This is a genomic window from Pseudescherichia sp. (assembly GCF_031987975.1).
Taxonomy (GTDB): Bacteria; Pseudomonadota; Gammaproteobacteria; order Enterobacterales; family Enterobacteriaceae; genus Pseudescherichia.
The window spans coordinates 199,570-220,327 of sequence record NZ_DALZYX010000001.1 but is presented as its reverse complement, the minus strand read 5'-3'; the positions used below and the strand labels follow the sequence as shown (position 1 = coordinate 220,327).

Genomic DNA, 20,758 nt, shown 5'->3' with positions numbered 1-20,758 from the left:
TATGGTGGGGGATGTCTTGCGGGATAGTCTGAAACTCCCTCCGTTAACGGAGGGAGGCACTTATTACCTGGTTAGACCAGGGCGTTAGGGCATTGGCCGTCGTTTTCCAGCTGACGCAGGTTCTCCAGGGTCGTTTCCGAGATGCTGATCAGCGCCTCGGCGGTTAAAAATGCCTGATGGCCAGTAAACAGTACGTTATGGCAGGCGGAGAGGCGGCGGAAGATATCATCCTGGATCACGTCGTTCGACTTATCTTCAAAGAAGAGATCGCGCTCGTTCTCATACACATCCATACCCAGCGCACCAATTTTCTGCGTCTTCAGCGCTTCAATGGCCGCCTGCGAGTCGATCAGCCCGCCGCGGCTGGTATTGATGATCATTACCCCATCCTTCATCTGCGCAAAAGAGTTGCGATTAAGCAAATGGTAATTATCTTCCATCAGCGGGCAGTGCAGGGTAATTACGTCGGCGTTGGCAAACAGCGTCGGCAGATCGACATACTCGACGCCTAACTCCAGCGCCGCCGCGCTCGGGTAGGGATCGGACGCCAGCAGGCGCATACCGAAGCCTTTCAGGATCCGCAGGGCGGCAATGCCGATTTTCCCGGTGCCGATAACGCCTGCGGTTTTGCCGTGCATGGTGAAGCCGGTCAGGCCCTCCAGCGAAAAGTTAGCGTCGCGGGTACGCTGATAGGCGCGGTGAATACGGCGGTTAAGGGTCATCATCATGCCCACCGCATGTTCAGCTACTGCCTCCGGGGAGTAGGCCGGGACGCGAACCACGCGCAGCCCCAGCTCTTTTGCCGCGTCGAGATCGACGTTGTTAAAGCCAGCGCAGCGCAGGGCGATAAACTTTACGCCTTGCTTCTTTAACTCTTCCAGTACAGGTCGGCTGCCGTCATCGTTAACAAAGATGCACACCCCGTCACAGCCGTGGGCCGTTTTCGCCGTTTTTTCCGTGAGCAGGAAGTCGAAGTATTCAAGATCGTATTGATAGCTCTCGTTAACCTGTTGCAGGTACTTTTTATCGTACTGCTTGGTGCTATATACAGCGAGTTTCATAGGCTGTTCTCCAGTGATTTAGGAGTAATTATAGCCATTTACAATACTTCTTAACATAAGAATTGATGTCCTTTATGTTATAATATAACATCTCAATTCTTGACATGGATTGAGGGTATAATTTTGGCTAACCATTTTGGAAAACTTGCAGTCGCTCTGGGAACGTTATTAATGGGGGGACAGGCGCTGGCGCACGGTCACCATTCGCACGGCAAACCGCTGACGGCGCTGGAGCAAAAAGCCGCCGAGGGCGAGTTCGATGATAAGGACGTTAAAGCGCGCGAGCTGAGCGACTGGGACGGCATGTGGCAGTCCATCTATCCCTACCTGCTGAGCGGCGATCTTGACCCGGTTTTCAAAAAGAAGGCTGAGAAAGAGAAAGGTAAAACCGCTGATGAGATCAAAGAGTACTACCGCAAGGGGTATATCACCGATGTCGATACGCTGGGCATTGAGAACGGCGTGATGGAGTTTCATACCGGCGACAAGGTAAGCAGCTGTAAGTACGAATCTGCGGGCTATAAAATTCTCACCTACGCCTCCGGTAAAAAAGGCGTGCGCTATCTGTTTGAGTGTAAAGATGCCAGCAGCAGCGCGCCGAAGTTCGTCCAGTTCAGCGATCACACCATTGCCCCACGCAAGTCGGCGCACTTCCATATCTTTATGGGCAATACCTCGCAGGAGGCGCTGCTGAAGGAGATGGACAACTGGCCGACCTACTATCCGTATCAGCTCAGCAAGGAGCAGGTAGTCGACGAGATGCTGCATCACTAAAAGTAAGGGCTGCTGATAGTATGTAATCAACAGCTTAACGTGGCACAATGGCGGCAGTTTGGGTTACTTTTCGGGACGCTGACTTGCCCATGAAGGGTAAATACAAAGCCGCCATTGCGCTTCTTCTGCTGTTGATACTGCTGCCGCTGACGCTGCTGCTTACGGTCGCCCAGTGGCTGCCGGGGCTTGCGGGTATCTGGCTACCCGCAGGTACCCGTATCATGCTGGAGGCCAGCCCGCGCCTGACCCGGCACGCGCTGCAAATCCCCGATCTGCGTTATCTGGTGGGCGATTGCCCGCTGGCGTGGATCCAGAACGCAGAGATTACCCACCCCAGCCGCTGGCAGTTAACAATCGATGCCGTCGATCTCAATCAAACCTGCCTGGAAAAGCTCCCGCAAACTGAACCCTCAATCGCCGCGCCGCGTACCCTGGCCGAATGGCAAGCTATGCTGCCCTATGCATGGGTTAACGTTGATAGAGTGACAGTGTCACCTTTTCAGGCGTGGCAGGGGGCGCTCTCCCTCTCGTTAACCCCAAAGGTTCAGCAGCTGCGCTATCGTGGCGATCGACTTACGCTTGATGCCACCCTGCGCGGGCAGGCACTCACGCTCAACGAGCTGGCGCTCTCTCTGCTCGACGGTCAGCCGCCCATCGCGCTGTCGGGAGAGTTTACCCTGCCACGCCTGCCTGCAGGTGCACCCGTTAATGGGCGGGCCACCGCGACGCTCAGCCTGCCGCAGGTACCATCTGGCGTCGATGCCGAGCTGGAGTGGCGCGATAACGCCGGTCAGCTGATTGTCATGGCCCGGGACAACCCCGATCCGCTGCTGGATCTGCCGTGGCAGGTGACCCGACAGCAGCTGACGATTAGCGATGGCCGCTGGCAGTGGCCGTATCAGGCAGGCGTTCCGCTAAGCGGGCGCGTTGGCCTGAGGGTGAAAAACTGGCAGCAGGGTCTGGAGAAGAGTGAAATTAGCGGTCGGCTGAACGTGCTAACCCAGGGGCAGGCTGGCAGAGGCAATGCGGTGCTGAGCTTTGGGCCAGGGCGTTTGAGTATGCAGGAGAGCGCGATGCCGCTCCAGCTCACCGGCGAGGCGAAGCAGGGGGATCTCATCTTCTATGCCGTGCTGCCTGCTCAGCTAACCGGTTCGCTGGCCGAGCCGCAGCTGCGCTTCTCTCCCGGCGCGCTGCTGCGCTCCCGAGGGCGGGTGATTGACTCCCTGAATATCGATGAGGTGCGCTGGCCGCTGGCCGGCGTCACGCTAACCCGTCAGGGGATTGATGGGCGGCTACAGGCTATTTTACGGGCGCATGAGGCGCAGCTAGGAGATTTTGTCCTGCACCTCGACGGCCGCGCGCAGAATTTTCTGCCGGATAACGGGCTATGGCAGTGGGCCTACTGGGGCGACGGCAACTTTACTCCCATGCAGGCGCGATGGGATGTTAAAGGCCGGGGCGAGTGGCATGACAGTGAGATCGTCCTGACGGATCTCTCTACCGGTTTCGATAAGTTACAGTATGGCAGTGTGCAGGTTCGCCAGCCCCGGCTGGTGCTTGACGCGCCTATTCGCTGGTCGCGCGATCCGCAGCATCCATACTTCAGCGGTGCGCTGGCGCTGGACGCGCAGGAGACCTCTATCAACGGCGGCGGAGCTTTACCGCGCTCAACGCTTAAGTTCAGCGTCGAGGGCAGCGATCCGACCCTGTTTCAGTTCAAGGGCGACCTCCATGCGGCGGCGATCGGACCGGTACGGGTCAACGGACGCTGGGACGGGGAGCGCCTGCGGGGGCTAGCCTGGTGGCCTCGTCAGCCGCTAAGCGTTTTTCAACCGCTGGTGCCGCCCGACTGGAAGATGGATCTGCGCGACGGCGAGCTTTATGCCCAGGTCGCCTTCTCCGCCGCGGCGGAGCAGGGATTTGAAGCCGGTGGTCACGGGGTGATCCGTCAGGGTAGCGCCTGGCTGCCCGATAATAAATTTAACGGCGTTGATTTTATCTTACCTTTCCGCTTTAGCGAGGCGGGCTGGCAGTTTGGCACGCGCGGACCGGTGTCGCTGCGCATTGCTGAGATTACCAACCAGGTGACGGCGCGCAATTTTACCGCCGATCTGCAAGGGGCATACCCATGGCGCGAGGATAACCCGCTGCTGCTCAGCGACGTGAGCGTCGATCTGCTGGGTGGGAAAGTGACCATGCAGCAGTTGCGGATGCCCCAGCACGATGCTGCGCTGCTGCGCCTGCAACATATCTCCTCAAGCGAGCTGATTACCGCCCTGCATCCGAAGCAGATTGCGCTCTCCGGGCCGATCAATGGCGCGCTGCCGCTCTGGCTTGAGCATGAGAAGTGGCTGATTAAGGATGGCTGGCTCAACAGTCCTGCCGCGCTGACGCTGCGTCTTGATAATGATACCGCCGACGCGCTGGCGAAGAAGAATATCGCGGCGGGGGCAGCTATCAACTGGCTGCGCTATATGGAGATCTCGCGATCGTGGACTACGCTCAATCTCGACAACCAAGGTGAGCTGACGCTTCAGGCAACGCTGCACGGTACCAGCTACGTCGAAGGGAAGCGCAACACAGTGGATCTCAACTACCATCATGAAGAAAACGTCTTCACCCTGTGGCGCAGCCTGCGCTACGGCGACAACGTAGAGACATGGCTTGAACAGCATGCGGCGCTGCCGGGCTGTTCATCCGATCGAGGATGTAAGGAAAAAGAATGAGGATCCTAAAAGTCTCTTGTGACCTGCTACTGCTGCTGTTGTTAAGTGGCTGCACACCGCGCATCGAAGTAGCCGCCCCAAAGGAGCCGATCACCATCAATATGAACGTGAAGATTGAGCACGACATTAATATCAAGGCGGACAAAGAGGTAGAGGCCTTGCTGGACGAGCGAAAATAGCGGACCCAGGCAAGCCTGAGTCCTGGCTGATGGCTATTTCAGGTTCTCTCTGAAAAAGTTTTCAAGGCGGTCAAAAGGAATTTTATCTGTTTTGTCATAGAGATCGACGTGATCGGCACCCGGGACGATCACCAGCTCTCTCGGATTGCCGGCAGCGTTATAGACATCCTGCGAATAGTAGAGCGAGTGCGCGTTCTCGCCAGCGACCAGCATCAGCGGACGAGGCGCAACCATATTGATATTCGCCATCAGTGGGAAGCTGAAGAACGCCATCGGCGTCGTGGCCGTCCATGCTCGAGTAGAGTTGATGGATCGCGGATGGAAACCACGCGGCTTGCAGTAGTAATTAAAGAAGCTGACCACCACCGGGTCGGCATCCGCTGGCAATGAATCCGGGAACAGGCGCGCACTTTTGATAACCTTGCCGTCAGCATCAAAGGGTACCTCATGATAGCCACGGGCAACGCTGCCGCTCTCGGCATCAGCCCAGCGCTGCTGGCTAAGATAGTCGATCACCTTGTGGCGCTGCTCCAGGGTATAGCTGTCTTTGTAGCCCCGACTCATGCTGCGGGACATGTCGTACATAGAGGCGGTAGCCACGGCTTTAATACGCGAGTCGCTCGATGCCGCCGTGATAGCCATTCCGCTCAGCCCGCAGATAGCCATCGCGCCAACACGCTGGCGATCCACGCCGGGCAGAAGACCAATAAAATCCACCGCCGCACTGAAGTCTTCCGTAAAGATTTCCGGCGAGGCGGTATCTCTGACGGCGCCTCCGCTTTCACCGGTGAAAGAGGGATCGAAGGCCAGGGTGATAAAACCACGCTCGGCCAGCGTCTGAGCGTAGAGGCCAGAGGACTGCTCTTTCACCGCACCGAAGGGACCGCTCAGGACAATAGCGGGCAGTTTCACGCCGTTACGGCGCTTAGGCTGATAGAGATCCGCTGCCAGCGTGATGCCGTAGCGGTTACCAAACGTCACTTTTTCATGATCGACCCGGCTGCTTTTAGGAAAAGTTTTGTCCCAATCTGAGGTGAGCGTTAAGGTTTGCCCCGCCTGCACGGTTGCTGGACGCTGCGCAAAAGCCGTGGGCATACCTAAGGCCCCGGCGGCGCCAGCTACCATTGATGCCTGCAAAAAAGATCGACGTGATGGATTCATGGCTCTGTGCTCCTCTGCGTATATTTCGTTGAGAGGAGAGTAGCCACAAGCATTGCTGAGATAAATCGGGGTTAGCTTCAAGAACCGTTGAGTTTATTTCAGCAATGGCGAGAGGGGTGGAGCTATTTCCCTTTGTAGCGGACAGCGTTGACGAAGGCGGCAAAAGCAGGGGAAGTATCGCTGCGGTTAGGGTAGTAGAGATGAAATCCGGAAAAGTAGGGGCACCAGTCGATAAGAACCTCCTGCAGCTGCCCGTTATCAATATAGGGTTTCGCCATAAAATCGGGAATGCAGGCCAGGCCGATGCCATCCAGCGCGCCGTTGAGAATATGAATGTTGCTGTTAACCGTCAGCTGACCGTTAACCTTAACGCTCATGCTTCGGCCCTCTTTCTCAAACTCCCATGCATAGACGCTCCCGCCGATAGAGTGGCGGATGTTAATACACCGATGCTGAGTCAACTCCTGCGGGTGAACGGGCACGGAGCGCTCGGCAAAATAGGCGGGAGCGGCAACCACCGAGAGCCGCCAGTCGGGACCAAGCCGGACGGCAATCATATCCTGGCTAATAGACTCCCCCAGCCGGATCCCCGCATCAAAACGCTGTTCGACAATATTGGTAAATCCGTAATCAATAGCAATTTCGACATTAACGTCAGGGTATTCTCTGAAAAACGCGGGCAAGGCTGGGCGGAGCAGCTGTTCAGCGGCGTCATCGGAACAGGTGATCCTGATGGTTCCCGCAGGCTTGTCCCGCAGCTCGCCTATCTTATCGATTTCAGCGTTGATCTGCTCAAACAGTGGTCCCACCGCCTGCATCAGCCGCTCTCCCGCCTCGGTGGGAGCAACGTTACGGGTGGTACGCGTCAGCAGCCTTACCCCCAGGCGTGCTTCAAGGTTACGCAGGGTGTGACTCAAGGCCGATGGGCTGACTCTCAGGCGTGCCGCCGCCCGGGTAAAGCTCTTCTCTTTAGCTACCGCCAGAAATGCCTGAATATCATTCATCTTATATCCGCCGTTATTGCTGAGCATAATTCACAAGTACATAAAAATTACCCTATCTAATTAAAAGACACTAGCTGATTTAGGATCGTTATCTCATTTGACGCAGGAAATTAAGATGGTCCATCAGCAGCAAAATCACCCCCATACGCCGCCAGCATGGGGCGCTATCTTCTCCATGGCACTGGGCGTTGTCGTCCTGATTGCCTCTGAATTTATGCCGGTAAGCCTGCTTACCCCGATTGCCAGCGATCTCACCTTAAGCCAGGGGCAGGCGGGGCAGGCTATCTCCGTGTCGGGTCTGTTTGCTGTGATAACCAGCCTGCTTAATACCCCTCTCACCGGGCATCTTGACCGTAAAAAGGTCCTGCTGGCGTTTACGTTGTTGCTAACGGTGTCGGGCCTGATGGTTACGTTTGCTATCAACGGCATAATGTTTATGGCTGGTCGGGCGCTGCTGGGCGTAGCGATCGGCGGATTCTGGTCAATGTCTACCGCCACCGTGATGCGGCTGGTGCCGGCCCACGCTATTGCCAGAGGGCTGGCGCTGATCAACGGCGGAAACGCGCTGGCGGCAACGGTGGCTGCGCCGCTGGGAAGTTTCCTCGGCCAGTATATTGGCTGGCGCGGCTCCTTTTTTGTTGTAGTGCCGCTGGCGGTGATGGCATTCATCTGGCAGTGGAGAAGCATTCCCGCGATGCCGGGCACTAAAAAGCAGGCAGGCTCAGGGAATCCTTTTGCGCTGCTGCGTATCCCTCAGGTTTCTCTCGGTATGACCGGGATCGTGTTTCTGTTCATGGGGCAGTTTGCGATATTTACCTATCTCCGTCCTTTCCTCGAGGAGGTCACTCGGGTCTCGGTGACGCAGCTTTCGCTGACGCTGCTGGCACTGGGCCTGTTTGGCCTGCTGGGCACCTGGGCAATCGGTCATCTGCTTCAGACCCGCATGTACGCCTGGCTGATCTCAATTCCGCTGATGATGGCCCTGTTGGCAGGGTTGCTGATTGTGCTGGGAAGCGCGTTTCCGGCTGCGGTGACGCTGCTAGCGCTCTGGGGACTGATTGCCACTCCGGCACCGGTAGCATGGGGATTATGGTTAAGCCGCGCCGTGCCCGAAAACGCCGAGGCGGGCGGAGGATTGATGGTAGCGGTGATCCAGCTGGCCATTACCCTTGGCGCAGGAATCGGCGGGATGCTGTTTGACGCTGTTGGCTGGTGGAGTCCGTTTGCCTTCGGCCTGCTGCTGCTGATCTGCTCAGCGCTTGCCGCATGGCTGGCACTCCGGGAGTGGAAAGGGTGCGTTGAGGTCAAACCCGATCTGGCTGTTGCGGGGATTGCTCCCCGCATGAAAGCTACTTCTTCGATTCGTAAGCGAGAACAGCTTTAAACTCCATACTACGCTGCTTAAAGCTCAGCTCGCAAAGCGAGCCGCGCACCATCAGCGTAAATCCCAGTGCCGTACCGCATAGCACTATGATTGCCACAAGGGCATATTTCGTCGGCATGTTATTGCCTCCATGCAAAGAAGGGGCTAACATCCAAATTGTTGGGTTTGGTCGTTAGCCTCAGGTTGATAGAAATATCTCCTGGGGCTTTCAACTTTTTGGACTCCCGACATGCCTGAAGCCGCAAAAAGCCTCAAGCACCCAGCAGCATTCTAACGACGGGTGGCGCAGTGGGGATAACGGCGTAAGGGATTTGCGGCGCGGCTCGGAATAAAGAGAGCGGGCAGGGTAGATAAACCCCCTCTGCCGCAGCAGAAGGGGAAATGCTTAGGCGGTAACGATGCTGTCGATAGCGGCTTTAGCGTCAGACTGCGCTTTGGTCGCTACTTCCGGACCGTAGGCAATGCCTTCGGCGAACACGAAGTTCACGTCGGTGATGCCGATAAAGCCGAGGAACAGCTTCAGGTACGGGGCGATCAGGTCGGACGGGGTATCCTTATGGATGCCGCCACGGCTGGAGAGCACAACCGCACGCTTGCCGGTTACCAGTCCTTCCGGACCGTTTTCGGTGTAGCGGAAGGTCACGCCGGCACGGGCAACCAGGTCAAAATAGTTCTTCAGCTGGGTCGGGATGTTGAAGTTATACATCGGAGCCGCCAGCACAATCACGTCATGGGCTTTCAGCTCGGCAATCAGCTCGTCAGAGAGGGACAGCGCTTCCTGCTGGCGCGGGGTCAGCGGCGCATCGCTCGGGCGCAGCGCGCCAACCAGTTCTCCATCAAGAACCGGAATCGGGTTAGCAGCCAGATCGCGCACGGTGATCTCATCCGCGCTGTTCTTTTCACGCCACTGTTCAACCAGATAGTCAGCCAGTTGGCCAGACTGCGAGTACCCTGCCAGAATACTGGATTTAAGAACTAATACTTTGCTCATGGGTGTTTCCTTTGTTGTATTTGATGAGGTTCGCCCCCAAGTAATTGCTTGCCACTTTATTCACAAATCAGCGCCTTGAATAGCGCAATATATCGAAGTCTACATTCGAATTTTTTGAATAAGTCAAAGCAGAAGCGGATGTGGTACTCTACACTCAACGTAAAAGCGAGATTCTTCCGGCAGCGCATTGCCCGATAACACTATGACAGAACAACAGAAATTATCCTTCGCCGACCTCAACAATCACCTCGACAACCTGATGCTTCGGGATCGGCAGCGCTTCGCTCGCCGCCTGCATGGGGTGAAGAAGGTTAAAAATCCTGAAGCACAGCAGGCTATCCTCCGGGAGATGACGCAGGAGATCGCTCAGGCTGCGACAGTGGTTGAGCGGCGCGCGGCGGCACGCCCGGAGATTAGCTATCCGGACAATCTGCCGGTTAGCCAGAAGAAGCAGGATATTCTGGAGGCGATCCGCGATAACCAGGTGACGATTGTCGCCGGTGAGACCGGTTCCGGTAAAACCACCCAGCTGCCAAAGATCTGTATGGAGCTGGGGCGGGGCGTTAAGGGTCTGATCGGCCATACTCAGCCGCGACGTCTGGCGGCGCGAACCGTGGCAAACCGCATTGCCGAGGAGCTGAAAAGCGAGCCGGGCGGCGCTATCGGTTACAAGGTGCGCTTTAGCGATCACGTCAGCGAGAACACCATGGTCAAGCTGATGACCGACGGCATTCTGCTGGCCGAAATTCAGCAGGATCGCCTGCTGATGCAGTACGACACCATCATTATCGATGAGGCACACGAGCGCAGCCTGAACATCGATTTTCTGCTGGGCTACTTTAAAGAGCTGCTGCCGAAGCGCCCTGATCTGAAGATCATCATCACCTCGGCGACCATCGATCCGGAACGCTTCTCGCGCCATTTTAACAACGCGCCGATTATCGAAGTCTCGGGACGCACCTACCCGGTGGAGGTGCGCTATCGTCCCATCGTCGAAGAGGCGGATGATACCGAGCGCGATCAGCTGCAGGCGATTTTTGACGCCGTTGACGAGCTTGGCCGCGAAAGTCCCGGCGATATCCTGATCTTTATGAGCGGCGAGCGGGAAATTCGTGACACCGCCGACGCGCTTAACAAGCTCAACCTGCGCCATACCGAGGTGCTGCCGCTCTATGCGCGCCTGTCGAACAGCGAGCAGAATCGCGTCTTCCAGCCCCACGGCGGACGACGCATTGTGCTGGCCACCAACGTGGCGGAAACATCGCTCACCGTGCCGGGCATCAAGTACGTAATCGATCCGGGTACGGCGCGTATCAGCCGCTACAGCTACCGTACTAAGGTCCAGCGTCTGCCGATTGAGCCGGTTTCGCAGGCGTCGGCGAACCAGCGTAAAGGGCGCTGCGGCCGTGTGTCGGAGGGGATCTGTATTCGCCTCTACTCCGAGGACGATTTCCTCTCGCGTCCGGAGTTTACCGATCCGGAGATCCTGCGCACCAACCTCGCGTCGGTCATTTTGCAGATGACCGCCCTCGGGCTGGGTGATATTGCAGCGTTCCCATTTGTCGAAGCGCCGGATAGACGCAACATCCAGGACGGCGTGCGCCTGCTGGAGGAGCTGGGTGCCATCACCACCGATGAGAGCCAGACCGCCTACAAGCTCACCCCTCAGGGGCGACAGCTGTCGCAGCTGCCGGTAGACCCGCGTCTGGCCCGTATGGTGCTGGAGGCGCAGAAGCTGGGCTGCGTGCGCGAGGCGATGATCATCACCTCCGCGCTCTCGATTCAGGATCCGCGCGAGCGGCCGATGGACAAGCAGCAGGCGTCCGATGAGAAACATCGCCGTTTCCACGACAAAGAGTCTGACTTCCTCGCCTTTGTAAACCTGTGGAACTACCTTGGCGAGCAGCAGAAAGCCCTGTCGTCAAACCAGTTCCGTCGGCTCTGCCGCACCGACTACCTTAACTACCTCCGGGTACGTGAGTGGCAGGATATCTATACCCAGCTGCGCCAGGTGGTGAAGGAGCTGGGTATTGCGGTCAACAGCGAACCGGCAGAGTACCGCGAAATTCATATCGCATTGCTCACCGGCCTGCTGTCGCATATCGGCATGAAGGATGCCGACAAGCAGGAATTTACCGGCGCGCGCAACGCTCGCTTCTCCATCTTCCCCGGCTCCGGCCTGTTTAAGAAGCCGCCGAAGTGGACGATGGTCGCCGAGCTGGTCGAGACCAGCCGCCTGTGGGGGCGTATCGCCGCGCGCATCGATCCAGAGTGGGTCGAGCCGGTGGCCCAGCATCTGCTCAAACGCTCCTACAGCGAGCCGCACTGGGAGCGGGCCCAGGGTGCCGTGATGGCGACGGAGAAGGTCACCGTCTACGGCCTGCCGGTGGTGGCTGCCCGTAAGGTTAACTACAGCCAGATCGATCCGGCCCTAAGCCGCGAGCTGTTTATCCGCCATGCGCTGGTAGAGGGCGACTGGCAAACCCGGCACGCCTTCTTCCGCGAGAACCTGAAGCTGCGCAGCGAGATTGAAGATCTGGAGCATAAGTCGCGCCGCCGCGACATTCTGGTGGATGACGATACGCTGTTTGAATTTTACGATCAGCGCATCAGCGTGGATGCTATCTCTGCCCGCCACTTTGACAGCTGGTGGAAAAAGGCCAGCCGCGAGACGCCAGATCTGCTCAACTTTGAAAAGAGCATGCTGATTAAAGAGGGCGCGGAGCAGGTCAGCAAGCTGGACTACCCCAACTTCTGGCACCAGGGCAACCTCAAGCTGCGCCTGAGCTACCAGTTTGAGCCGGGCGCGGATGCCGACGGCGTGACGGTGCATATTCCGCTGCCGCTGCTGAACCAGGTGGAGGAGAGCGGCTTCGAGTGGCAAATCCCTGGCCTGCGCCGGGAGCTGATTATTGCCCTGATCAAGTCGCTGCCAAAACCGATCCGCCGTAACTTTGTGCCCGCACCTAACTATGCCGAGGCGTTTCTGGGCCGCGTCACGCCGCTGGAGCTGCCGCTGCTGGATGCCCTCGAGCGCGAGCTGCGCCGCATGACCGGCGTCACCGTCGATCGCGACGCGTGGCAGTGGGAGCAGGTGCCCGATCACCTGAAGATCAGCTTCCGGGTGGTGGATGATAAAAACCGCAAGCTGCAAGAGGGGCGTGACCTGACGGCGCTGAAGGAGAGCCTGAAGGGCAAAGTGCAGGAGACGCTCTCGGCGGTGGCCGATGACGGCATCGAGCAGAGCGGACTGCATATCTGGAGCTTCGGCACGCTCGCCCAGAGCTATGAGCAGAAGCGCGGCAACTATAAGGTGAAAGCCTGGCCGGCGCTGGTGGACGAGCGTGACAGCGTGGCGATCAAGCTGTTTGATAATCCGCTGGAGCAACAGCAGGCTATGTGGCGCGGGCTGCGCCGTCTGCTGCTGCTAAATATCCCATCGCCGATTAAGTATCTGCACGAGAAGCTGCCTAACAAAGCCAAGCTGGGACTCTACTTTAACCCCTACGGTAAAGTACTGGAGCTGATCGACGACTGCATCGCCTGCGGCGTGGATAAGCTGATCCACGAGGCGGGCGGCCCGGTGTGGACGGAAGAGGGCTTCACGGCGCTGCACGAAAAGGTTCGCGCCGAGCTGAACGAGACGGTGGTGGAGATCGCCAAACAGGTCGAACAGATCCTGACCGCGGTGTTCAATATCAACAAGCGCCTGAAAGGGCGGGTGGATATGACCATGGCGCTGGGGCTGTCGGATGTGAAAGCCCAGATGTCAGGCCTGGTCTATCGCGGGTTTGTCACCGGTAACGGCTTTGCCCGCCTGGGCGATACCCTGCGCTATTTGCAGGCTATCGAAAAACGGCTGGAGAAGCTGGCGGTGGATCCACACCGCGATCGCGCCCAGATGCTGAAGGTAGAGCAGGTCCAGCAGGCGTGGCAGCAGTGGTTAAACAAGCTGCCGCTCAATCGCCGCAACGATGAAGACGTGCAGGCGATCCGCTGGATGATCGAAGAGCTGCGGGTGAGCTTCTTTGCTCAGCAGCTGGGAACGCCGTACCCGATATCGGACAAGCGTATTCTGCAGGCGATGGAGCAGATCTCCGGCTAACGTTATGCCCGGTAGCGCTGCGCTTACCGGGCCTACGGATTACCCCTGTCCTGCCCAACCGCCACCTAACGCTCTATAGAGATCAATCTGCGCCAGCAGCACGCTGTTCTTTACCTGCACCACGTTCAACTGGGTAGAGAAGAGGGTGCGCTGGGCGTCCAGCACGTCCAGGTAGGAGGAGTAGCCGTTCTGGTAACGATTCTGGGCGATGCGCAGCGTCTCGTCCGCCACCTCGACCTGTCCCTGAAGCTCGGTCAGCTGCTCCTGCAGGCGGGCAATGGCGTCGAGGCTGTCATTAACCTCTTTGAAGGCATTGCGCACCGTACTCTCATAGCCGTAGAGCGCCTGGTTACGCTGAGACTGGGAGACATCCACCTGGGCATTCAACGCCTGACGGTTAAGCAGTGGGGCAAGAATGCTGCCGCCGACGCTCCACAGCCGCAGTGGATTATCAACTAACCCTGCTAGCGTATCGTCCTGGACCGAACCGCCCGCCGTCAGGTTAAGCGATGGCAGCAGCTGTGCCTGCGAAACGGCGAGGCTGGCGTCGGCAGCAATCAGCTCCCGCTGGGCCTGAACGATATCCGGGCGGCGATTCAGCAGCGAGGAGGGGAGCTGGCCGGGGATGCGCAGCGGGGTCAATTTATCAAACTCTCCGCTGCGGCGGATGCCGCCGGGGTTATCGCCGATCAATACACTCAGGGCGTTCTCCTGCTCGGCAATCTGATGCTGTAGCTGCGGGATTTGCGCCCGGGTAGCGCGCAGCTCGGAGTCGGACTGCATTAGCTCCAGGCGCGAACTATAGCCCGCCTCGTACTGACGCTGGGCCAGGCTGAACGCCTCTTCCCGCGCCTTCAGCGTTGACTGGGTGACACGCAGCTGCTCATCGAGCGAAAGTAACGTGACGTAGCCCGTTGCTACGGACGACGCCACGGTCAGGTTCGCTGCCGCGGCGGCGGCCCGCTGCGCTTCCAGTGAGGCCTGCGCGGCGCTGGCCGTGCTGCGGTTAGCCCCCCACAGATCCACATCGTAGCTGGCAGAGAGATTGCCCCGGTAGAGCGTGCTGTAGACCGGTCGCCCGGTGGCCGCCGACTGCGTTTGTGCGCGCGTGCCGCTGAGTCCCGCATCCACCGTCGGGAACAGGCTGCCCTCGGCAGCGTAAACCCGCGCCTGGTACTCATTCACTCGTTCGCGGGCAATGAGGATATCGCTGTTATAGCGTAGGGCCTGATCAACGTACTGGTTGAGCTGGCTATCATGGAAGCTGCGCCACCAGACCGCCTCAGCCTGGCTGGCTGGCCCCACGCTGCTACGCCATTGGGCGGGGATGGTCAGGCTGGGCTTCGCGGGCTGAACGTCAACCGACTGGCAGGCCGCCAAAGCAACGCAGAGCGTCAGCAGCGCGGGGCGAAAGGGTCTCATTTCGCCTCCCGGGTATCAATATGCACCTGTACCGACATACCTGGGCGCAGACGTGCGATCTGCTCCGCATTGCCCTCCACTGCGATACGAACCGGAATACGCTGGGCAATCTTCACAAAGTTGCCGGTGGCGTTATCTGGTGAAATCGCGCTAAATTCGACCCCGGTCGCTGGCGAAATAGATTCCACATGACCGGAGAAAGCCTGATTGTTCAACGCATCCACGGTAAAGCGCACCGGCAGGCCGGTATGAACATTGGCCAGCTGCGTCTCTTTCAGATTGGCGATAACCCAGCGCTGGGAGGGAACCAGCGAGGTCAGGTGTGTACCTGCCGTCACGTAGGCGCCAAGCCGAACGGCCATCTGCCCCAGCTGTCCATCGCGCGGAGCGACGATGCGAGTGTTTTGCAGATCGATCTGCGCCAGCTCCAACGCCGCCTGGGCATTCTCTACGTCGGCCTGCAGTGCCGCACGGTTGACGATAACCGTTTGCAGATCCTGGCGGGATGTCTCAAGCGTAGCCCGGGCCTGCGCAATATCGGCGCTACCCTGCGCCGCGCTCGCCAGCGCTGCATCGCGCTCACGAATCGACAGAGAACCATCTGCCGTCAGATTTTTCACCCGGCGTAAATCCGCCTGCGACTTCTGGTTCTGCGCCTGGGCATTTTGCAGCGCCGCCTCGTTACGCTTGATCACCGCCTCGGCGCTTTTGCGCTGCTGGAGATTATTATTCAGCGCCGCCACCTTCATCGCCAGCTGGGCCTCGGCCTGATGCACCCGCTGGTTGTAGATGCGATCGTCAATCTGCACCAGCAGATCGCCGCGCTTCACCACGGCAAAATCCTGCACCTTCACCTCGGTGATGTAGCCGTTGACCTGCGGGCTGATAAAGGTCGTCTGGCCGCGCACATAGGCGTTATCGGTAAACTGGGTATGGCGGGTAAAAGGCGGCAGCTGCCAGGCGTAGAGGATCACCAGTACGCCCACAATGCCAATGGCGGCGGCGGCAAAAATCGAAACCACCCGCAGATTGCTGCGGGTATGTGCCTGCTCTTTAGCGGCATCCTGCTGACTCATAACCACTCCTGTTGTAACACTGCTCTCATCAATACATATCCAATTCTATTTCGGGGTGTTCACTGCTTTTTTTAGGGCCAGATGGGCGGTAATACGCAGCCGCAGCAGCCGCCAGAAGATCCACAGCAGCGTGGCGGCGGCAATGGTAGCGGTCAGCATGTAAGTATCGTTGTAGGCGAGGATATTCGCTTCGATAGAACTGACGTTTTGTAGCTGGGCAACGGCCTGGGCGCTAAGCAGGGTGCTGTCGCCGATCAGGCTTTGATACTGCCGGGTGTAGAGCTGAATACGCTCGGTCACCAGCGGATCGAGGGTAGTGAGCTGATCCGCCAGCAGGCTGGAGTGATACTTCTCCCGCCAGACCTGGAAGGTGCCCAGCACTGCGGAGCCAAGCAGGCCGCCCAGGTTTTGACTCATGCCAAACAGCACCGAGAAGCTCACCAGGTTGCGCGGCTCGGTGACGACACTACCGATGCCTGCCAGCATCGCCGGGGCCAGGAAAAAGGCGCTGCCGAAGCCCAGCAGGAACTGGCTCACCATAAACTGATCCGGGCGGGTCAGGCTCGTAGACTGGCTGTCGAGCAGCGAGGCCACGATCATTACCGCCAGCGAGGTGACAATCGGCCAGGCCAGGCGCTGGGGCTTGATGGTCAGGCAGCTGGCGACAATGCCGCAGACGATGCCCGCAAAAATCGCCCATGCCAGATGGGTCATCTGCTCATTTTGCAGGCCGATGTACTGTAACCAGCCGATGGCGCCGCTGTTCTGCTCTGCCAGCACGATACGGATCAGCACCATAATCAGCCCCAGCCGCACGATGCTGCCGCTGGAGAGCCAGCGTGTATTAAGCAGGGGATTGCTGCGGTTGTGCTCAAAGACGATAGCGCTGACGATCAGCACCAGCGCCCCCGCCAGCGCCCAGCCAAGCCAGGGAGTCTCAAACCACCACTCTAGCCGCCCCAGCGACAGCACGGCACAGAGCAGTGCCATGCCAGGGGCAAAGAGAATAAAGGTGATAAAATCCTTCTTCTCAAACACTTTTTTACGGTCGCCAGGCGGCAGCTTAAGCATCACCACGCAGGCCAGAGAGACCAGTGCCAGCCCCAGCTCAAACAGATAAAGCCCTCGCCACTCGTCGGTTTGCAGCAGCTCGGTAGAGAAGAGCCGTGCCATTGGGATCGCCAGCGACGAGCCGGTAATGCCGATGGTTAGCGCCTTAAGACGATGGCGGGCGGGCCAGGCCTGAATCTGATAGTAGATCCCTAGCGAGCTGAGGGCTGCCGCCACCATGCCGTGTGCCGCCCGCACCATGATCGCCGAACTGAGATCGTTAACGAAGAGGTGAAAAAAGGTCACCAGCACGTAGAGCACCAGAAAACCTTCGGTAAAAGCGCGCAGGCCATACTGCTGACGGAACTTCACCAGCAGGAGGTTTATCGAGACGTTGGTCATCACATAGACCGCCGGTAGCCAGGCGATCTCGGTTGACCAGGCGGCAAAGGTGCCCTGCAGATTTTGCAGGTTGGCGGACACCATGGCATTGCCCAGCGCGCCGGTCAGGCATACCAGCAGACCCACGATGCCATAAGCAATACGTTTGGGAACAGGGTGCAGCGGCGTTGAGGGGGATCCCAGCAGCATCGGTTTTTCATGCGCCGCCCATTCACGGGGTGCATAGGGGTCGCGTTTCGTCAGCTGTCGGTCATCCATAGATTGTTAACATTAAGCATTCTGTATTGGTGAGTGTACTAATAGTTCTGATTATTTATCAAATTAATGAATAAAGCGAAATCAGCGATTAGGAGAGATCGCCTTTTCTTTACCTAAAGCTTTGTTAACCTGCTGGGATATATCCTGTAGGAGGTGACAATGTTTACTACCCGCTTTCCGGCTCTGCCAGAGAAAACGCTGGACGCCGTTAACGCTTTGGGGCATTGGCTGGCCCAGAATGAGTTTGAAGGTAAGCCGCTACCTGCGCAGGCCGACTGCATCGTGTTAGCCGGTAACGCGGTTATCCCCACCATTGACGCTGCCTGTGAGCTGGCCGCTGCGCGTAATATTCCGCTATTGATCAGCGGTGGGATCGGCCACTCCACGCCTTTCCTCTATGCTGCCATCGCACGCCACTCGCGCTATAACAAGGTACGCACCACCGGACGTACCGAGGCGGCAATCATAGGCGATATTGCCCGCCAGTTCTGGAAGATCCCTGCTGAGAAACTTCTGCTGGAGGAGCGATCAACGAACTGTGGCGAAAATGCGCGCTTCTCATGGGCGCTGATCGGCGAACGCAGCGTAGACGTTAAAACGCTGGTGGTGGTGCAGGATCCCACTATGCAGCGTCGAACGATGGCAACCTTTGCCCGCGTGCTGGCAGAGGTCAACGGCAAGGTACGGTGCGTAAGCTATCCCGGCTTTACCCCACGGCTCGACAACGGTCGCCATGGCCTGAGCTTCCTGCCGAAAAGGGAAGGGCTATGGCCGATTGAGCGCTACCTGTCGCTCATTCCCGGCGAGCTGGCGCGACTACGCGACGATAAGCAGGGCTACGGCCCGAACGGACGCAATTTTATTGCCCACGTCGATATACCTGATGAGATAGTCCGTGCGTGGCAGGTCATGCAGGCGGATGAAACGCTGATGCCTACCTTAAAAGCGCGAGCGCTAATATAAATGGCTGATGTAGAGCGCTGTTTATTATGAGATCACTCACAAATTGCGCCTGTAGCTCTGGGAATTATCCGGGACGCCTGTAAATTTTTAACAACAGATTTACTTGTTAAAAACAATCCCATTACAGGAGCAGGACATGACAGCACCCGTACAGCACCCGATGTATATTGATGGTCAGTTTGTCACCTGGCAGGGCGATGCCTGGATTGACGTCGTCAACCCGGCTACAGAAGCGCTGATTTCGCGCATCCCGGACGGCACGGCTGACGATGCGCGTAAGGCCATTGATGCTGCGGCTCGCGCCCAGCCGGCCTGGGAGGCGCTGCCAGCTATCGAACGCGCCGGGTGGCTGCGTAAAATTGCAGCAGGCATTCGCGAGCAGGCCAGTGAAATCAGCGCCCTGATTGTTGAAGAGGGCGGTAAAATTCAGCAGCTGGCCGAGGTCGAGGTGGCCTTTACCGCTGATTATATTGAGTATATGGCCGAGTGGGCGCGCCGCTACGAAGGTGAGATCTTACAGAGCGACCGCCCCGGAGAGAACATTCTGGTCTTTAAGCGCGCCCTGGGCGTTACCACCGGCATCCTGCCGTGGAACTTCCCGTTCTTCCTGATCGCCCGTAAGCTGGCTCCGGCGCTGGTGACCGGCAACACTATCGTCATCAAGCCGAGTGAGTTTACCCCTAACAACGCCATCGCCTTCGCCAAAATCGTCGATAGCATCGGCCTGCCGCGTGGGGTGTTCAACCTGGTGCTCGGACGCGGGGAGACCGTGGGCCAGGAGCTGGCGGGCAACCCAAAAGTGGCGATGGTCAGCATGACCGGCAGCGTCGGTGCCGGAGAGAAGATCATGGCGGCGGCGGCGAAAAATATCACCAAAGTCTGTCTGGAGCTGGGCGGTAAAGCGCCAGCTATCGTGATGGACGATGCCGATCTCGACCTGGCGGTTAAAGCCATTGTTGATTCAAGGGTGATTAATACCGGACAGGTGTGTAACTGCGCCGAACGAGTCTACGTGCAGAAGGGCATCTACGATCGCTTCGTCAATCGGCTGGGAGAGGCAATGAACGCCGTCGAATACGGCGATCCTGCCGCCCGTAACGACATTGCGATGGGACCATTGATCAACGCCGCTGCGCTGGCCCGTGTCGAGCAGAAGGTAGCCGGTGCCGTAGAGCAGGGGGCGAAGATCGCCCTCGGCGGTAAAGCCGTGGAGGGCAGCGGCTATTTTTATCCGCCGACGCTGCTGCTGGACGTGCGCCAGGATATGACCATCATGCATGAGGAGACTTTTGGTCCGGTGCTGCCGGTGGTGGTCTTTGATACCCTGGAAGAGGCGCTGGAGATGGCCAACGACAGCGACTATGGCCTGACCTCCTCGATCTATACGCAGAATCTCAATACCGCCATGCAGGCGATCAAGGGGCTGAAGTTTGGCGAAACCTACGTTAACCGCGAGAACTTTGAGGCCATGCAGGGGTTCCATGCCGGCTGGCGTAAATCCGGCATCGGCGGGGCAGATGGTCGCCACGGCCTGAACGAGTATCTGCAGACCCAGGTCGTCTATCTGCAATCCTGATTGATTGAGCCTGACAATATTTAATGAAGTTTTAATCAAAGCCCGGTATGTTTGCTTTTTTACTGTTTTAGATAAGGAAAATCTAATGCGCAGCAAATATTCCGGGTTACAAATAACCATTCACTGGCTCGTGTTTTTACTGGTCGTGGTGGCCTACTGTGCGATGGAGTTTCGCGGGTTTTTCCCCCGTAGCGACCGTCCGCTGATCAATATGGTTCATGTTTCCTGTGGGATCTCTATTCTGGTGCTGATGGTTGCACGTTTGCTGCTGCGCCTGAAACACCCCTCGCCGCTGATTACCCCTAAACCAAAAGCGATGATGACCGGTCTGGCGCATCTCGGTCATCTGGTTATCTATATTCTGTTTATCGCCCTGCCAATTATCGGCCTGCTGATGATGTGGAACCGCGGAAACAACTGGTTTGCCTTTGGCATGATGATGCCGCACGCCAGCGAATCGAATTTCGATCTGGTTGATACGCTAAAAAGCTGGCACGTTACCCTGGCGACGCTGGGCTACTACGTAATCGGCCTGCACGCCGCCGCCGCGCTAGCGCATCACTACTTTTGGAAAGACGATACGCTGCTGCGCATGCTGCCAGGCAAGCGGCGTTAAGCGTGATAGG

General features: G+C 58.0%; 16 protein-coding genes. 8 read left to right on the top strand and 8 right to left on the bottom strand.

The features are described from left to right. Window positions 1–71: 71 nt before the first annotated feature. Complete coding sequence (locus tag RTN40_RS01060) at window positions 72–1,061, bottom strand: 2-hydroxyacid dehydrogenase (RefSeq protein ID WP_312226820.1); 990 nt, start codon at window positions 1,059–1,061, stop codon at window positions 72–74. A gap of 123 nt (window positions 1,062–1,184) precedes the next feature. Between RTN40_RS01060 and zinT the strand changes: the two genes are divergently transcribed. The 3 genes from zinT to RTN40_RS01045 all read left to right on the top strand — a co-directional run bounded on the left by zinT (window position 1,185) and on the right by RTN40_RS01045 (window position 4,740). Continuing rightward, the gene (zinT, locus tag RTN40_RS01055) at window positions 1,185–1,835 is read left to right on the top strand and encodes a metal-binding protein ZinT (protein WP_312226819.1); all 651 of its coding nucleotides are present in this window, start codon (window positions 1,185–1,187) and stop codon (window positions 1,833–1,835) included. A gap of 89 nt (window positions 1,836–1,924) precedes the next feature. Beyond that, window positions 1,925–4,561: a YdbH family protein gene (locus RTN40_RS01050; protein WP_312226818.1), complete on the top strand. Its 2,637-nt coding sequence runs from the start codon at window positions 1,925–1,927 to the stop codon at window positions 4,559–4,561. Beyond that, on the top strand, window positions 4,558–4,740 hold the full coding sequence (locus RTN40_RS01045; protein WP_312226817.1) for a YnbE family lipoprotein: 183 nt from the start codon (window positions 4,558–4,560) through the stop codon (window positions 4,738–4,740). The genes RTN40_RS01050 and RTN40_RS01045 overlap by 4 nt, the downstream gene beginning before the upstream one ends. Before the next feature lie 33 nt (window positions 4,741–4,773). On the opposite strand, the gene RTN40_RS01040 is transcribed toward RTN40_RS01045, so the two are convergent. Continuing rightward, window positions 4,774–5,901: a CocE/NonD family hydrolase gene (locus RTN40_RS01040; RefSeq protein ID WP_312226816.1), complete on the bottom strand. Its 1,128-nt coding sequence runs from the start codon at window positions 5,899–5,901 to the stop codon at window positions 4,774–4,776. Window positions 5,902–6,023: 122 nt separating this feature from the next. Beyond that, window positions 6,024–6,905, bottom strand: coding sequence for a LysR family transcriptional regulator (locus tag RTN40_RS01035; RefSeq protein WP_312226815.1), 882 nt, complete (start codon window positions 6,903–6,905; stop codon window positions 6,024–6,026). Between the two features lie 109 nt (window positions 6,906–7,014). Between RTN40_RS01035 and RTN40_RS01030 the strand changes: the two genes are divergently transcribed. Beyond that, window positions 7,015–8,289: an MFS transporter gene (locus RTN40_RS01030; RefSeq protein WP_409418501.1), complete on the top strand. Its 1,275-nt coding sequence runs from the start codon at window positions 7,015–7,017 to the stop codon at window positions 8,287–8,289. On the opposite strand, the gene RTN40_RS01025 is transcribed toward RTN40_RS01030, so the two are convergent. Then, entirely contained in the window at window positions 8,255–8,407 is a 153-nt protein-coding gene (locus RTN40_RS01025; protein ID WP_072015212.1) for a Hok/Gef family protein, read from the bottom strand. The two genes, RTN40_RS01030 and RTN40_RS01025, sit on opposite strands and share 35 nt — an antisense overlap. Before the next feature lie 267 nt (window positions 8,408–8,674). Further along, on the bottom strand, window positions 8,675–9,280 hold the full coding sequence (gene azoR, locus RTN40_RS01020) for an FMN-dependent NADH-azoreductase (RefSeq protein ID WP_312226813.1): 606 nt from the start codon (window positions 9,278–9,280) through the stop codon (window positions 8,675–8,677). Between the two features lie 202 nt (window positions 9,281–9,482). Here azoR and hrpA point away from each other — a divergent pair, with 202 nt between their 5' ends. Next, the gene (gene hrpA, locus RTN40_RS01015; protein ID WP_312226812.1) at window positions 9,483–13,385 is read left to right on the top strand and encodes an ATP-dependent RNA helicase HrpA; all 3,903 of its coding nucleotides are present in this window, start codon (window positions 9,483–9,485) and stop codon (window positions 13,383–13,385) included. A 39-nt stretch (window positions 13,386–13,424) separates the two neighbouring features. Here the strand turns inward: hrpA and RTN40_RS01010 are convergent, their stop codons facing one another. The 3 genes from RTN40_RS01010 to RTN40_RS01000 are packed head-to-tail and all read right to left on the bottom strand — an operon-like array spanning window position 13,425 to window position 17,593. Then, complete coding sequence (locus RTN40_RS01010; protein ID WP_312226811.1) at window positions 13,425–14,807, bottom strand: efflux transporter outer membrane subunit; 1,383 nt, start codon at window positions 14,805–14,807, stop codon at window positions 13,425–13,427. Further along, complete coding sequence (locus RTN40_RS01005; protein ID WP_312226810.1) at window positions 14,804–15,883, bottom strand: HlyD family secretion protein; 1,080 nt, start codon at window positions 15,881–15,883, stop codon at window positions 14,804–14,806. Before RTN40_RS01005 ends, RTN40_RS01010 begins: the two co-directional genes overlap by 4 nt. 45 nt (window positions 15,884–15,928) lie before the next feature. Then, window positions 15,929–17,593, bottom strand: a complete 1,665-nt coding sequence (locus tag RTN40_RS01000) for an MFS transporter (RefSeq protein ID WP_312226809.1) — start codon at window positions 17,591–17,593, stop codon at window positions 15,929–15,931. A 159-nt stretch (window positions 17,594–17,752) separates the two neighbouring features. Between RTN40_RS01000 and RTN40_RS00995 the strand changes: the two genes are divergently transcribed. The 3 genes from RTN40_RS00995 (at window position 17,753) to cybB (ending at window position 20,748) form a co-directional block, all read left to right on the top strand. Further along, on the top strand, window positions 17,753–18,556 hold the full coding sequence (locus RTN40_RS00995; RefSeq protein WP_312226808.1) for a YdcF family protein: 804 nt from the start codon (window positions 17,753–17,755) through the stop codon (window positions 18,554–18,556). 136 nt (window positions 18,557–18,692) lie between these two features. Further along, window positions 18,693–20,132: an aldehyde dehydrogenase gene (gene aldA, locus RTN40_RS00990; protein ID WP_312226807.1), complete on the top strand. Its 1,440-nt coding sequence runs from the start codon at window positions 18,693–18,695 to the stop codon at window positions 20,130–20,132. Window positions 20,133–20,217: 85 nt separating this feature from the next. Then, window positions 20,218–20,748 (top strand): cytochrome b561, encoded by a 531-nt coding sequence (cybB, locus tag RTN40_RS00985; RefSeq protein WP_312226806.1) that lies wholly within the window; start codon window positions 20,218–20,220, stop codon window positions 20,746–20,748. The last annotated feature ends 10 nt before the right edge of the window (window positions 20,749–20,758 follow it).

Coding starts and splice junctions, on each gene's coding strand:
- RTN40_RS01060 (WP_312226820.1), bottom strand. CDS start 1,061: ATGAAACTCGCTGTATATAGCACCAAGCAGTACGATAAAAAGTACCTG.
- RTN40_RS01050 (WP_312226818.1), top strand. CDS start 1,925: ATGAAGGGTAAATACAAAGCCGCCATTGCGCTTCTTCTGCTGTTGATA.
- RTN40_RS01045 (WP_312226817.1), top strand. CDS start 4,558: ATGAGGATCCTAAAAGTCTCTTGTGACCTGCTACTGCTGCTGTTGTTA.
- RTN40_RS01040 (WP_312226816.1), bottom strand. CDS start 5,901: ATGAATCCATCACGTCGATCTTTTTTGCAGGCATCAATGGTAGCTGGC.
- RTN40_RS01035 (WP_312226815.1), bottom strand. CDS start 6,905: ATGAATGATATTCAGGCATTTCTGGCGGTAGCTAAAGAGAAGAGCTTT.
- RTN40_RS01025 (WP_072015212.1), bottom strand. CDS start 8,407: ATGCCGACGAAATATGCCCTTGTGGCAATCATAGTGCTATGCGGTACG.
- azoR (WP_312226813.1), bottom strand. CDS start 9,280: ATGAGCAAAGTATTAGTTCTTAAATCCAGTATTCTGGCAGGGTACTCG.
- hrpA (WP_312226812.1), top strand. CDS start 9,483: ATGACAGAACAACAGAAATTATCCTTCGCCGACCTCAACAATCACCTC.
- RTN40_RS01010 (WP_312226811.1), bottom strand. CDS start 14,807: ATGAGACCCTTTCGCCCCGCGCTGCTGACGCTCTGCGTTGCTTTGGCG.
- RTN40_RS01005 (WP_312226810.1), bottom strand. CDS start 15,883: ATGAGTCAGCAGGATGCCGCTAAAGAGCAGGCACATACCCGCAGCAAT.
- RTN40_RS01000 (WP_312226809.1), bottom strand. CDS start 17,593: ATGGATGACCGACAGCTGACGAAACGCGACCCCTATGCACCCCGTGAA.
- RTN40_RS00995 (WP_312226808.1), top strand. CDS start 17,753: ATGTTTACTACCCGCTTTCCGGCTCTGCCAGAGAAAACGCTGGACGCC.
- aldA (WP_312226807.1), top strand. CDS start 18,693: ATGACAGCACCCGTACAGCACCCGATGTATATTGATGGTCAGTTTGTC.
- cybB (WP_312226806.1), top strand. CDS start 20,218: ATGCGCAGCAAATATTCCGGGTTACAAATAACCATTCACTGGCTCGTG.